The 13,970-nt window shown below is 58.5% G+C and carries 13 protein-coding genes and 1 tRNA gene; 2 read left to right on the top strand and 12 right to left on the bottom strand.

Annotated elements, in window-relative coordinates; translation table 11 throughout:
* Positions 1-9 precede the first annotated feature (9 nt).
* From ACZ47E_RS14080 to cpdR, 10 genes are all read right to left on the bottom strand, one after another.
* A complete protein-coding gene (locus ACZ47E_RS14080) occupies positions 10-1,512 on the bottom strand; it encodes an FGGY-family carbohydrate kinase (RefSeq protein WP_022563311.1) in 1,503 nt (500 codons plus the stop codon).
* Positions 1,505-2,347 (bottom strand): class I fructose-bisphosphate aldolase, encoded by an 843-nt coding sequence (locus ACZ47E_RS14075; RefSeq protein ID WP_048902973.1) that lies wholly within the window; start codon positions 2,345-2,347, stop codon positions 1,505-1,507. The genes ACZ47E_RS14080 and ACZ47E_RS14075 overlap by 8 nt, the downstream gene beginning before the upstream one ends.
* 2 nt (positions 2,348-2,349) lie before the next feature.
* Positions 2,350-4,074 carry a glycerol-3-phosphate dehydrogenase/oxidase gene (locus ACZ47E_RS14070; protein WP_022563309.1) on the bottom strand — a complete coding sequence of 575 codons (1,725 nt, stop codon included), beginning with the start codon at positions 4,072-4,074 and terminating at the stop codon, positions 2,350-2,352.
* 115 nt (positions 4,075-4,189) lie between these two features.
* Complete coding sequence (locus ACZ47E_RS14065) at positions 4,190-5,188, bottom strand: aldo/keto reductase (RefSeq protein WP_022563308.1); 999 nt, start codon at positions 5,186-5,188, stop codon at positions 4,190-4,192.
* Complete coding sequence (locus ACZ47E_RS14060; RefSeq protein WP_022563307.1) at positions 5,185-6,159, bottom strand: sugar-binding transcriptional regulator; 975 nt, start codon at positions 6,157-6,159, stop codon at positions 5,185-5,187. The genes ACZ47E_RS14065 and ACZ47E_RS14060 overlap by 4 nt, the downstream gene beginning before the upstream one ends.
* A gap of 41 nt (positions 6,160-6,200) precedes the next feature.
* Positions 6,201-7,202, bottom strand: a complete 1,002-nt coding sequence (locus ACZ47E_RS14055) for an ABC transporter permease (RefSeq protein ID WP_464016997.1) — start codon at positions 7,200-7,202, stop codon at positions 6,201-6,203.
* A 12-nt stretch (positions 7,203-7,214) separates the two neighbouring features.
* Positions 7,215-8,735 carry a sugar ABC transporter ATP-binding protein gene (locus tag ACZ47E_RS14050; RefSeq protein WP_022563306.1) on the bottom strand — a complete coding sequence of 507 codons (1,521 nt, stop codon included), beginning with the start codon at positions 8,733-8,735 and terminating at the stop codon, positions 7,215-7,217.
* Positions 8,736-8,804: 69 nt separating this feature from the next.
* Entirely contained in the window at positions 8,805-9,818 is a 1,014-nt protein-coding gene (locus ACZ47E_RS14045; protein ID WP_004437310.1) for a substrate-binding domain-containing protein, read from the bottom strand.
* Positions 9,819-10,103: 285 nt separating this feature from the next.
* Positions 10,104-10,178: transfer RNA gene (locus ACZ47E_RS14040), tRNA-Val, on the bottom strand.
* Between the two features lie 81 nt (positions 10,179-10,259).
* Complete coding sequence (gene cpdR, locus ACZ47E_RS14035; protein WP_003497910.1) at positions 10,260-10,622, bottom strand: cell cycle two-component system response regulator CpdR; 363 nt, start codon at positions 10,620-10,622, stop codon at positions 10,260-10,262.
* 181 nt (positions 10,623-10,803) lie between these two features.
* On the opposite strand from cpdR, the gene ACZ47E_RS14030 reads away from it, so the two are divergent.
* Together ACZ47E_RS14030 and hisN are read left to right on the top strand one after the other, a co-directional pair.
* Positions 10,804-11,688 carry an N-formylglutamate amidohydrolase gene (locus tag ACZ47E_RS14030; protein ID WP_022563305.1) on the top strand — a complete coding sequence of 295 codons (885 nt, stop codon included), beginning with the start codon at positions 10,804-10,806 and terminating at the stop codon, positions 11,686-11,688.
* A 313-nt stretch (positions 11,689-12,001) separates the two neighbouring features.
* Positions 12,002-12,778 (top strand): histidinol-phosphatase, encoded by a 777-nt coding sequence (hisN, locus tag ACZ47E_RS14025; protein ID WP_022563303.1) that lies wholly within the window; start codon positions 12,002-12,004, stop codon positions 12,776-12,778.
* A gap of 21 nt (positions 12,779-12,799) precedes the next feature.
* Here the strand turns inward: hisN and ACZ47E_RS14020 are convergent, their stop codons facing one another.
* Positions 12,800-13,741 (bottom strand): alpha/beta fold hydrolase, encoded by a 942-nt coding sequence (locus tag ACZ47E_RS14020; protein WP_022563302.1) that lies wholly within the window; start codon positions 13,739-13,741, stop codon positions 12,800-12,802.
* Entirely contained in the window at positions 13,738-13,959 is a 222-nt protein-coding gene (locus ACZ47E_RS14015; RefSeq protein WP_162696208.1) for a hypothetical protein, read from the bottom strand. Before ACZ47E_RS14015 ends, ACZ47E_RS14020 begins: the two co-directional genes overlap by 4 nt.
* Positions 13,960-13,970: the final 11 nt, after the last annotated feature.

The raw sequence follows: 13,970 nt of genomic DNA, 5'->3' as shown, positions 1-13,970 counted from the left end.
GGTGCACTTTCAGGTTCGCGCCAGCCGCAAGGCGCTCCAGAAGCCACGCAACTGCGCGGTCAACTCCGCATAAAGACCATAACGCCGCGCATAATGCGAGACTTGCGCAGCATCCGGCTGGTAGGCATTCGCAACCCGTGTCATCGCCGAAACCGCCTCCTCATAATCGGGATAAAGTCCAATCGCCACGGCCGCACCAATGGCAGCACCGAGCGCACCTGTCTCGCGGGCCTCCGCGACACGCAGCGGAATTTCCAGGACATCAGCCATGATCTGCGGCCAATGCTGGCTGCGGGAACCGCCGCCGGACATCACGGCGCTTTCCACCGGCAAGCCCGCTTCGCGCAAGACGCCGATGTGGCGGCGATGCTCAAAACACACACCCTCGAACAGGGCGCGTAACATGTGCCCTTCACCATGCCATCCCGCGAGGCCGTAAAAGCCGCCGCGAAATTCCGCACCCAGCCGCGAGCCGAAAATGAACGGATGGAAGAACGGATCGTCGGCGCGCGGGGTAACGGAGCCGACCAATTCGTTGCAGCGCTCGAAGGCGTGGTCGCCGTGGTCACCGCGAACACGATGCACGTACCATTCGAGATTGGCGGCGGAGGTGGCGCTGGATTCGATATTGACATAGCGGTTGCGGCCAAAGGTCGTAACCATGAAGACATCGGGACTGATGACCGGCCTGTCTGCGAAAACCTGGTTGATGCTCCAGGTGCCGGCGATGATCGAAGCTTCCCCGGCATTGATGACGCCCGACCCCATGGCGCTGGAGACCACATCGAAGAAACCGCCGATGACGGGTGTGCCTTCGGATAGCCCCGTCATACCCGCAGCCTCGCCCGTCACCTGGCCGACGATGTCGGCCGATTCCACGCGATGGGGGAAAAACGCGAACGCGTCCTCGATATCGTAAAGAGACAGAAGCTCGCGGTCGAGTCGCGCTTCCGGCAAAGCCAAAAGTCCCGCGCCGCTGAGATCGGAAATATCATTGGCAAGGAGGCCCGTCAGGCGGAAATTGACGAAATCCTTGCAGAACAACACCGTGCCGGTCCGGGCGTAAAGATCGGGTGCATGTCGCTTCACCCAAGCCAAAAGGCTCGGGGTTTGCGCAGGCCATGGCCGCTGCAGGCAGCGGGCCTGCAATTGCGCTCCGCTTTTCCCGTCAAGCTCGGCCGCCACATCGGCGGCGCGGCTGTCGAGCGACTGGATGCCGATCAGGGGCTGTTGTTTCTTGTCTAGAAGATAAAGACCATTGCCATGGCCGGCGCAGCCTACCGCGAGGATGCTGCGAGGATCGACAGCCGCTTTTACCAGAAGCTGCCGGATCGCCTCGCAACCGTTGCGCCACAATTCCTCGAGATCGCGCTCGACATAGCCGGGCTGCGGGAATGTCGACTGTCCGTCGATCGCGTGTTGCGCAACCTGTCGGCCCGCCGTGTCGAACAGCACGGCCTTGATGACCGTGTTGCCGACATCCAGACCCAATATGTGATTTTTGTCAGCCACGATTATAGATATCCCATGCTTCCTCACCACCCGCACCCTGATGGATGATGGCCATCAACGCCGCAACAACGGCCTTGGGATTGTCCTGCTGGTAAATATTGCGCCCGTAAACCATGCCGTTTGCACCTTCGGCCACCAGAGCCGCCGATTTCGCCAATACATTGCGCAAGTCCTCACGCCCCCCGCCCCGCACCAGCACCGGGCACCGCGCCGCCTCGATCACCCTGTGAAAGTCCTGCGGGTTACTGGTCGGATCGGCCTTGATGATATCGGCTCCCATTTCCGAGGCAAGACGAACCAGCGTAACGATTTTTTCGGCATCGCCATCCACCTGATAACCGCCGCGCACATCATTCGGCAGCATGACCAAAGGTTCGATCATCAGCGGCATCCCGAAACGATGGCAATCGGCGCGCACGCGGCTGATGTTTTCAACACATTGACGAAAGAGCTCAGGTTCGTCGGGCAGCATGAACAGGTTCACGACGACGCAGGCGGCATCCATTTCCAGCGCGCCGATGATCGGGTCATGAGAATTCTGAAGCTGCGACCACATGGTCCTGTGGCGTGTTGAGTTATAGGGGTTGCCCATGTCGATGCGCATGACGAGCGCCGGCTTGTCGCGCTCCGGCCGCTGCTGCAGCAGGTCTGCCTGGCCGTAGGCCATCTGGATGGCGTCGGGGCGAGCCTCTACCAGCCGGTCCACGGTCTGCGACATATCCTCCAGCCCGACGAGGAAGCTCGGCTCGTTACAAACCCCGTGATCGATGGCCACATCCAGACAGCCGCCATTGCGGAACAGCCTGTTCATGCGCGCCTTCTTCGAAATCCGCATCATCATGCATTCTCCTTGCATCTGTGTTGAAGCATTGCCGGCGTGACCCCGTAAAAGGTCTCCAGCTCGTGAATGAGCCGCTGACGTTCCGCTGACGCCTGATTTGGCAGCCAGCCCAACTCGCGCGCTGCGACGGCGAGCATCGCGTCGATCAGATCGGCATCGATGACGCCGGTGATGGCGAGCGTCGTGCGACGCAGGACGAGATCGGTCAGGTGCCGCACCTGTTCGCAACGGATGAGCCAGACCACTTCCGCTGCCGTGATCGGCGATTTTTCTGAAAGCCGCACGTCATCCGAACGATCCCGGCAAAAACCCATCAGCTCAAACGCGCGGGAGCCGTAAGCCAGGGCCAGATGCTCCGCCCGGTCTTCGGCAATCGAAAACTCCTCCGACAACAAGGCAGGCAGGCCGCCTGCACCGGCCGGAAAATTCCTGCCGCCGCCGATTGCGCGGTCCATGGTGCCGGTCAGTCGCTTTCGTCCAAGAAAGGCCAGAACCTCGTCGGTCACCTGTTCGCCAAAAGCTCTGAAAGTGGTCCACTTGCCGCCGATCATGCAGAGCTGCGGCGGATCACCCGCAACGCGGTGGATGAAATGGCTGCGGGATATTTTCCCGGTGAAGGCGGCATCGCTTCGCGGCAATGGGCGTATACCGCTGAAACTGAAGACGATGTCGGAGCGATCGATGGCAATCTGCGGAAAGACCTGCCGGATCGCGTCCAGAATGTAGCCCCGTTCCTCGGGCTCGCAGCGCACCCGCTCGGGCCGATCCACCTTGATATCGGTCGATCCCGCAAGAACCCGGTCGAGATAAGGGAAGAGGATGCAGACCCGGTTGTCCGTGTTTTCAAAGAAAATCATGTGGCCGTTCAGCGCCTTGAGAAGTTCCTCATTGGCAAGGATCAGATGCGATCCCTTGGTGCCTGAAACGGTGGGTTTTGCCCTGTCCGACGCCGGGCCATCGGCCAATACGTCGATCGTCTCGTCGATCCAGGCTCCCGTTGCATTGATGATGATCCGGGGCCGTATCGGCAGGATTTCGTCCGCTTCCTCCGTCCGCAGACCATATTCATCGCCCACACGGACGAGTTCGGCATAGTTCAGTGCAACGCTTTGCGGCGCATCCGACTGGCTGTCGATCAGAAGCTCCAGAGCAAGCCGTTCGGGCTGGCTTATCCAAGCATCGTAATAGGTGGCGGAATATCTGATCTCCGGTGTCAGATCCGGCCAATGCTGCAAAGTATCGGCCGCGCCGCGAAAGACGTGACGGGGCAGGATGCGGTTTTTGCGAGTGACGAAATCATAGAGCATCAGACCCGCCTTGATGGCGAGCGCGCCCCGGCTTGCGGGTTTCCCACCGGAGCCGGCAAAGGTTGCTGCCGCATTGAACAGGCCGCTGAAAGTCGAAAAAATCGGGATCGTGGTCGGCAGCGGCCGAACCATATGCGGTGCGAGCCTCAGAAGTGCATCGCGCTCCCGCAGGGATTCGGCCACCAGGCCGAATTCGCCGTTTTCTAGATAACGCAGGCCGCCATGGATCATCCGCGAGGGAGCAGCGCTGCAGCCCGAGGAAAAATCGCTGCGCTCGACCAGAAGAACTCTCAGCCCCTGCAGGGCAAGATCACGATAGGCGGCGATGCCATTGATACCGCCGCCGATGACCACGGCGTCGAAATCACCGTCTTGCCGGATGCGATGGAGAGCGTCCTCGCGAAAACTGGGCATAGGAATACCGTTCGCTGGCGATGACCAGCGTCCCAATGTTGTTGAACGTTAAGCGACGTGAGAAAGGGAACGAAATTATGCGATGTGCGCCTGAAACCCCGTTCCAGCTACATAATCAGGTATCGAGACCCACGAGATGCTCCGCGATACCAGTGCTGATGAGCGCCAACTCACTCTCTGTGAGGCGAAGACGCGCGGCGGCGGCGTTTTCAACCGCCTGAGCCGGATCGCGTGCGCCACACAGCGAGAATGTTATACCCGGCTGGGCAATCGTCCAGGCAATCACCACCTGTGCCACTGAGGCGGAATGGGCGGCCGCCACCGGTTTCAGCACGCCCATCAAACGCGCGATCTTTTCACGGTTGGCCTGGCTGAACCGCGGATTGCCATGGCGCTGGTCATCTTCCGCAAAAACCCGCTCCGGCCCGACCTTGCCCGAGAGGAGACCGAGCGCCAGCGACGAATAGCTGAGAACCGAGACGGCATTCCCCCGGCAAACGGGTAGGAGCGTCGTCTCGATATCGCGCTTTACCATGGAATATTCTTCCTGAATGGCATCCAGCGCCCCGGTGGCGATATAGGCTTCCAGATCGGCCTGCGAGACGTTGCTTGCCCCGATCGAACGGATCTTCCCCTCTTCCTTCAGCCGCACCAAAGCCCCGACTGTCTCGGCAATCGGCGTCGTGGCATCCTGCCAATGGGTGACGTAGTGGTCGATATAATCTGTCCCAAGCCGTTTCAGGCTCTCTTCGACCTCGTACCGGATGGATGCGGCGCCGAGATAACGATGAACCGGCTTGCCATCCTGATGGAAGAAATAAGCGCCCTCATTCACATGCCACACAAGCCCGCATTTGGTGACCAGCACCACCTTGTCGCGTCTGCCGGCAATTGCCTTGCCAACGATTGTTTCGGCAAGCCCCATGCCATAGGCTGGCGCAGTATCGATGAGGGAAATCCCCGCATCGATGGAGGCCTGGATGGCTGCTATGGACTGCCGCTCGTCGGTGCCGCCCCACATCCAGCCACCGATGGCCCAGGTTCCAAGCCCCACGGCAGATGAGTTGATACCGCTTTTGCCTATCGTCCGGGTCAATATTGCGTTGTCCGTCACGAGGTTTCCCCTCCTTCATGATCCAATAAGTAGCCGGCTATCGCTTCATCCACGACCAGCGAGGTCAGATAGTGGCCGGCAAGCGTGGCCGCCACCGGGCCGGCCTTGATGGCGCCTGCTGCGACACCGATGATGTTTGGGCACCGGGCAAGCTGCCCGGGGTCCAGCGCCACCACGCGCGAGTTGAGATCGATCCGGGCAAGCTGCCCGTCCGCCATGGTGAGGTGGGCGAGAAACTCGCCGGCAATGCCGGCATCCACCAGCGCCTGTCCGCCACGGGCGGCATCCGGCAGAAGATCGTAATAGCCAGAGCCTGGCGCCTCCACCGAACCAATGCCGACCAGCGCCACCTGCGCCTGACGCGCCAGGTCGAAAACCTCACGGATCGATGCAACATTCATGAGGAGATCGCGCTGTTCCTCGTCTTCGGCGAATAACGGTGCGTGCAGCAGCGAGGCGCTGCCGCCAAGTTTTTCCGCCAGTTGCGTGGCGAGATGATTGACATCGGTGTAATGCTTGCCCTGCACCCCGCCGGTGAGCGGCACTACCCGCACATCGAAACGGCGCTCCGCCTGCAGATTGTCGACAACCGCACTCACCGCCTTGCCGCCCGTAATCGCGATCACATCGCCGTCGCGGATCGTTTCCAGCAAATGGTTTGCGGCCACCCGCCCGACCATTTGCAAGGCTGTTTCCGGATTGTCCGATACCGTTGGCGTAACGACGGATTGTTTAAGGCCAAACCGGCGGGTGACCTCGTTTTCAAGGTCCACAAGCCGCTGATAAGGACTGGAGATGCTGATCTTCACCATGCCCGCCTTGCGGCCGGCCGCGATCATGCGGTTCACCTTGGTGTGGGAAAGGTTGAGCCGCTCGGCGATTTCGGACTGTTTCACCCCTTCGATGAAATGCAGCACCAGGACGGAATACATCTGCCTCTGTTGATCGAAATCGTCCTTGATATCCAGCATGATCGTCTTTCTCCAGTTACCTTCGGGCGAGCGGACGGCGCTCAACGGCGGCGCCTGACCAGATAGTGGTCGAACAGTACCGCAGCCAGCAAGATGCTGCCCCTGATGATGTCCTGCCAGTAGACAGACACATTGAGCAAGGCAAGCGGACTGGAAACCACCGAGAGAAGGATGGCTCCCAGGATCGCGCCAAGAATCGTACCCGAACCGCCCGAAAGGCTGGCGCCGCCGATGACCGCGGCCGCAATGACGTTGAGTTCCATGCCGATGCCGAAGCTTGGCTGGGCAGAACCGAAGCGCGCCATGTAGATAACACCTGCAACACCGCAAAGCATCGAACAAAGCGTTGTGGTGGCGAAGACCACGCGGCCGACACGGATGCCGGAATAGGCCGCGGCCTTGGGATTGCTGCCGGTGTAAAAAACCTTGCGGAAAGCAGTCGTGCGCCGCAGCAGCAGATCGAAAGAAACGACCACCACCATAAATATGATCAGCACCAGCGGAATGCCGCCAATCACACCCTGACCGATGAACTTGAATTCCGGCGGCAGGGAGTAGAGCCCGAGCGGCCGCCCGCCGGTCGCCAGCAGGCAAACACCGCGCGCAATGACCATGACGCCCAGCGACACGATGAAATGATGCAGACCGATGACCGTGGTCAGAAATCCCATGACCATACCGACCAATGTCGTCAGGCAGATTGCCAACCCCGCCGCCACCCAGGGGTCGACGCCGTTGAGGAAAAGCCAGCCGGCTGCCACCATCGCGAGCGCCGTAACGGATCCCACCGAAAGATCGATGCCACCAGAGATCAGAAGAATCGTCATGCCCACCACGACGATGCTTTCGATAGCGAAGACCATGGCCATGGCCCGCAGATTGTCCACGGTCAGGAAGTACGGCGAGATGAAGGACATCACGGCAAAAAGCGCGAGAATGATTACGATCAGCCCGGTTTCCCGCGCCTTGAGCGCCGGCTCCCACCACGCTGTCCGGCGAACCGCCGTCCCGGCAAGGCTTGAAGGTGTTTCCGATGTTGCCATTTTCCCGCTCCCTCAGGCTTCCGCCGCATTCTGCACAATATTGATCGACGCGAGCTGCATGATCTTCTCCTCCGTCATGTCGTCCCCCTCGACCTCGCCGGTGATGCGCCCCTCGCGCACGACAAGCACACGATCGCTGACGCCGATGAGTTCCGGCAGTTCGGAGGAGATGACGACCACGCCAACCCCCTCACGCGCCAGTTCCCGGATCTGGCGGTGGATTTCCGCCTTGGCACCCACATCCACCCCCCGTGTCGGCTCATCCAGAAAGATGACCTTCGGTTCCACCGACAGCATCTTCGCCAGCGCCACCTTCTGCTGGTTGCCGCCGCTCAGGGTCGAGACGGAATCACCGACGCTGTTCGCCCGCAGTTTCAGCCGGCGCCCCAGCTCATCTGCGCGCTTCATCTCTTTGCGCCGTTCGATGAAACCCATGCCATTCGATATCCTGCCAATGTCGAGCGCGGAGACATTGGCGGCGATCGACATGTTCAGGAACAGCCCATCCCCCTTGCGGTCCTCGGAAAGATAAACGATCCCTTCCCGGATGCTGTCACGATAGTCTTTCAGGCCAAGCCGGCGGCCACGTAACATAACCTCGCCTGTCGGCTTGCCCTCCAGCCGGCAGACCGCCCGCGCGATCTCGCTTCTTCCCGCACCGATCAGTCCAGCCAACCCCAGGATTTCACCCCGATGCAGATCGAAACCGACATCGAAAACGCGCTTTCCTTCATTCAGACCCCGAACAGAGAGAATGACGTCGTCAGACTTCTCATCATCCGAGAGCTTCGGCGGGTAGAGCTTGTCGAGTACCCGTCCCACCATGCTGTTAACGACTTCCTCAGGGGAGATATCAGCAATATTCTCCGTCCTGATATGGCAACCGTCGCGCATGACGGTGATGCGGTCGCAATGTTCGAAAATCTCCGCCATGCGATGCGAAATATAGATGATGGCAATGCCGCGCTCGGCCAGCCGGTGCATGATCCGGAAAAGTGTCTGGGCTTCGGTCTCTGTCAGCGCTGCCGTTGGCTCATCGAGGATCAGGATGCGGCAATCCAGCGTCAACGCCTTGGCAATCTCAACGATCTGCTGCTGCGAAATCGAAAGGCCGCCCGCGCGGCTGGCGGGATCGATGTCGCCGATCTCCCGCAGCACTGCTGCCGCCCGCTTTTCCAGGTCGCGGTAATTCATGAACCAGGAACGGCTTCGACCGGTCTCTGACATAAACATGTTTTCGGCAACCGAAATATCAGGGCAAAGAGCGATCTCCTGATGCACGAAACCGATGCCGAGCCGGTTCGCCACATTAGGCGAGGATATCTTGACCGGCTTGCCATCCAGCAGGATCTCCCCTCCATCGGGCTGCAGAATGCCGTCAATGATATGCATCAGCGTCGACTTTCCGGCACCGTTTTCCCCGGCCAGCGCGTGGATTTCGCCGCGCCGCAGGTCAAGTGCAGCACTCCGCAGCGCCTTTACGGGCCCGAATGCCTTATGAATATTCGTCATGCTGAGGATGACCTCACCCATAACGCCCTCCCGAACCGGCTTTCCACATGGCCGGCGAGGCGTAAACCTCGCCGGGTCCAGATCGACGCCTCAGCGCCCCTTCATATATTCGTTGAGATCGAAGGAGGCGGCGTTCGCCTTGGTGATGACGGCAAAACCATTGTCCATCGAAGGCACCTGCATCGGGTTGAAGCCGGAGACCTTGTAGTCGTTGAACGGGTCGATCAGGTCCGAATGAGCACCGAGAAACGTGTTCATGAAACCCATGAAGCCCTGAACCCCCTGATTGGGATTGATGGCCATATAGATATTACCCTGCTTGATGTGTTCCAGCGTTGCCGGCGTGATATCCGCATGCAGGATCAGGACCTTCTTTTTTGCCTCGAGAACGGCGGTCGTCGCACCTTCAGCCGAACCGGCCTCAGGGATCCACAATGCACCGAGATTGGGATTGGCCTGCAGTAGTGCGGCGGTTGCCTGATAAGCGACGTTTGCATCCTGGTTGGTCGCTTGCCGGCCAACGAGCTTCATCTGCGGATAAGTCCGCCCCATATAGTCTATGAGGGCGGTAACGCGCAGATCATGGTTGCTTTGGCCCGGATTTTCCAGAACGGCATATTCGCCTTTTTCACCAAGCTTCTTGACGATTTCGTCAGCCGCAAACTTCGCCTCTGCGACATTGTCCGAGGTAATATAGGCGGTGCGCTTCGACTTCGGAGAATCGGCGGCGAAGGTGGTCACGGATACACCTGAGGCGATCGCCTTGTTGATCGGCTCGATGAAAGGATCGGCCTGCATCGGGTGCAGGAGAACGCCTTTCGGCTTCTTCACCAGCTCCTGCTCGAAGGACGCGATCTGCTTTGTGATGTCATATTCCGGCGTGCCGGTGAAAACAGCTTCGCAGCCGAGCGCCTTGGCGGCCTGCTTGAACCCTTCAAATACCGGAACCCAATAGGGATGGCTGGAAACCATGACATTCATCACATAGGTTTCGCCGGGTTCACAGGCAAACTTGCCTGCGGCGGCGGCCGGCGAACCGGCGCCAGCCGCAAGCGCCACGGCCAATACACCCGCAGCGACGGTCGATTTCAGAAAAGCCAACATATTCCCCTCCCAAGGATAATGACTTGTCGCGCAATAAATTTTAGTCTCTGTAATTTATTGCATACTGATGGCATAGCTGGAAAAACTGGAGACGTCAACGGCATTGAATTTTATTTTTCAATTCGAAATTTATTGCAAACATACCCCGCCACCGCAGTGACTTGAAGCTCATGCGCAGGAGAAAGCCAGCAGCGACAGAAATCGCTTCCGAGGAAAAAGGGCTTGGCTGAAGGAGAAACGAAAAATGGGTTTCTGACTGCTCAGAAACCCTTTTATGAATTCGGATGGTGGGCGTGACAGGGATTGAACCTGTGACCCCTACGATGTCAACGTAGTGCTCTCCCGCTGAGCTACACGCCCTCCGTGGCGGCGGATAGACCACAAAACCGGTTCATGCGTCAACTGCTTTTTTTCGGTTTTGTGAAGGTTTTTTGAGAGGCCTTACGCCACAAGGAGTTTGTTGACCTCATCCACCAGATCGCGCAGATGGAACGGCTTGGAAAGCACCTTGGCGTCCTTCGGAGCCTTCGAATCGGCATTCAGCGCAACCGCTGCAAAGCCGGTGATGAACATGACTTTCAGGTCCGGGTCGAGTTCGGTCGCGCGTCGTGCAAGCTCGATACCGTCCATTTCGGGCATGACGATATCGGTGAGCAGAAGGGAAAAGGGCTCCTCGCGCAGCCGGTCGTAAGCGCTTGCGCCATTGTCGAAGGAAGAAACCTTGTAACCGGCTTTTTCCAGCGCCTTGACGAGGAAGCGGCGCATATCGTTATCGTCTTCAGCGAGAAGAATTTTCTGATTCATGGTTAAGTGACCGTAACTGCTCAATGTTTGGAATACCCTAGCGCGATTATAGGATTTTCACGGTAAATATCCTGTGAACACGTGAATCGGTATAGCGCTACTTGGGCGACAGTATGGACTTGCCGCACCGTAACTGGCAACATGAACCTCCTGATAGTTTGCGACATGGTAAATGGCCTGAATGGACTGGGTAACAGGTGAATATGAGCTGTTCGAAGTAACGGAACCTGCCGTTCAAACCCTGCCATTCGTCTATAATTCCCCCCATAGCGGCCGCTGCTATCCCATCTCCTTCCTAGAATCGGCGCGGCTCGATTCGCATGACATCCGTCGCTCCGAGGACCACTTCGTCGACGAGCTTTTCGGCGCCGCCCCAGAGATTGGCGCGCCGCTGTTGAAAGCGAATTTTCCGCGCGCCTATCTCGACGTCAATCGAGAGCCCTATGAGCTCGATCCCCGCATGTTCGAGGGCACCTTGCCGCCCTACGCCAATATCGGCTCCATGCGGGTTGCAGGCGGCCTTGGAACCGTGCCGCGTATCGTTGCGGAAAACATGGATATTTATGCCCATCGCCTGCCGGTGGATGAAGCCCTCTCCCGTATCGAGACCATCTACAAACCCTACCACGCATGTCTGCGTCGCCTGCTGTCCCGCACGCACGCACATTTTGGCATGGCGGTGCTGATCGATTGTCATTCGATGCCCGGTAATATCCGGGTCACCGGGTCAAACCTCAGACCTGATATTATTATCGGCGACCGCTACGGCACCAGCGCCTCCCAGGAAGTCTCGCGTGCGGCCCTACATTTCCTCGAAGAACTTGGCTTCGTCGCCGTCTGCAACAAGCCCTATGCCGGCGGCTTCATTACCGAACATTACGGCCGTCCCATACGCTCGCTTCACGCGCTGCAGATAGAGGTCAACCGGTCGCTTTATGTCGATGAAAAAACGCTTTTGAAGAAAGGCGATTTCCCCGCCATTCAGGCTTCGCTGGAAATATTCATGCGCCAGCTCGGGGCTTTCGTGTCGGAATATGCGATCGAAACTTCGCTTGCCGCCGAATAGCACAGCCAAGCTTCTCAATTAAATCGTTCGCCCCTTGCCTGGCTGTGCGCCGGGCAAAAAAAACCGCGCCTTGGCGCGGTCAAGTCTAGGGAGGAAACACCCAAGGAGGGTATTTACAGTCAAAGACTGTAGCATCACGCTACGCAGTAATTGCACAATTGTCAATCATTTTATTTTTTGCATGTTTTTTGTGCTTTTGCCGAAAATATGGAAACCGCGGCTTCGTCACCATACGAGTGGACGGCGGAGGTGATTCCGGTCTATGCATTTCGCCACACAATTGAGGCCATCAATTCACGCAATGAGGTTTCGCATGCTGCCCGACCGGAATTTCTTCTTCGAACTCGCTGATGCGGCCAGCGCCGAAACGCTTCCCCGCTTTCGCACGGGCGTTGCCGTTACCAACAAGCAGGATGGCGGCTATGATCCGGTGACGGAAGGCGATCAAGCGGCCGAAAGCGCCATTCGTGCGCTCATCGAGGCTCGTTTTCCCCAGCACGGCATCCTCGGGGAAGAACATGGCAATGTCGGTCTCGACCGCGAGCATGTCTGGGTCATCGACCCCATTGACGGCACACGCGCCTTCATTTCCGGCGTGCCCGTATGGGGAACTCTGATCGGCTTCCAGTCTGCCGGCCGCGCCACGATGGGCATGATGGACCAGCCCTTCACCAGGGAGCGTTACTTTGCCGACGGCACCTCCGCCTGGTATTTCGGACCCGAGGGCGAACGAACCATCCGCACGCGTGACTGCGCTTCGTTATCGGACGCAATACTTTTTACCACAACACCTCATATTTTCACCGCCGAGGAAAAGCCCTTCTACGAAAAGGTGCAGGATCAGGTCCGCCTTTTCCGCTACGGCGTGGATTGTTACGCCTATTGCCTGCTGGCCGCGGGTCATGTCGATCTCGTCATTGAATCCGGCCTGAAGCCCTACGATGTGGGCGCACTTATTCCGGTCATCAAGCAGGCCGGCGGCATCATCACCACATGGGATGGCGGACGTCCTGAAAATGGCGGCCGCATTCTGGCCGCCGGCTCCAGATCCGTACACGAACAGGCGCTTGCCATTCTCTCCAGACTATAGACCTGCCCTGCAAGGCGGCCATCACTCCGGCGCGAAAAACGCGTCGATGGCGGCCAGTGCCTGCTTGCGGAAAACATCCCGCTCATGCAGCAGTTCATGACGCGCGCCGGTGATGGGAAGAAGCTGCGCTGCCCGGAAATTGCGCGACAGCTCTTCCTGCGCCTTATAGGGCGTTATCGTGTCCAGCATGGGCGCCAGAATAAGGGTAGGAATGGTTATATTCGTCAGATGATCCTGACGGGTCACTCGGCCCATGGTCTTCAATGCCTCATAGACCCAGCGGGCCGTTGGCGCGCCAATGAACAGTTCCGGAAACTGCCTGTGCAGCGAGAGATTCCTTGCGAAACGTTTTGCGTCCGAGGTTAGCGGATTGCCGTCAAAATCCCGTTCGCGCTGGTCCCTGCCAAGCTGAACTTTTCCCAGGCCGGCAAGGCTCAAAGCCGTGGCGACCAGCCGGATAACGGATGACGGGACGGATTGCTGACTGTCGAGTTCTATGAAGGGCGAACAAAGCGCCAGCCGATCAATCCTGTTCGCGAGCCCGGGCGCTGCGGCAAGCGCGGCAAGCGCGCCGGTAGAATGTGCAATCATGAAGAACGGCAGCCTCGTATCCGGAAGCACCACCTGTTCCAGAAAAAGGCTGATGTCGTGCTGATAATCGGAAAAGCGCCGCACGTGCCCGGCACCCGGCCTTTTGAGCAGCCGTTCGGAACCGCCCTGCCCGCGCGTATCGAACGTCGCGACCCAGAAGCCCATGGCCGTCAGACCGGCCACTGTTTCAAAATATTTTTCGATACATTCGTTTCTGCCATGCAGCAGAACCACCGTTCCGCGGGCAACATGACGATGGGTCCGAAAGATCGCATAGCGGAGCTGTTTGCCGGCATGGCCAGAAAAATATCCAACCACATGGCTGTCGGGAACCGGATTGTCTTCACTGGCGCGCAATGTGGCTTCGATCATCGGTCTTTTTCCGGCTTTTCAACTCTTTTCGGATAGGTCGGCGGCGCGGGAAGGTCAAAGAAAAAATTGCCGGAACCGTCGGTTAAAGCAGTCGCGGTTCCGGCGAGTAAGACAGAAGAAGAAGGGACGTTATTGCTTCTGTCCACGGAGAATGTCTCCGATGACTGGAGTTTTATGGCTCTCAAACTGAACGATGCCGGAACCGGATGTTCAGACATGGTTCATGTTG

The organism is Agrobacterium sp. 5Ca39 (assembly GCF_055382365.1).
Note: the sequence above shows the minus strand (reverse complement) of the source record. Positions and strands in the feature narration are given on the sequence as shown.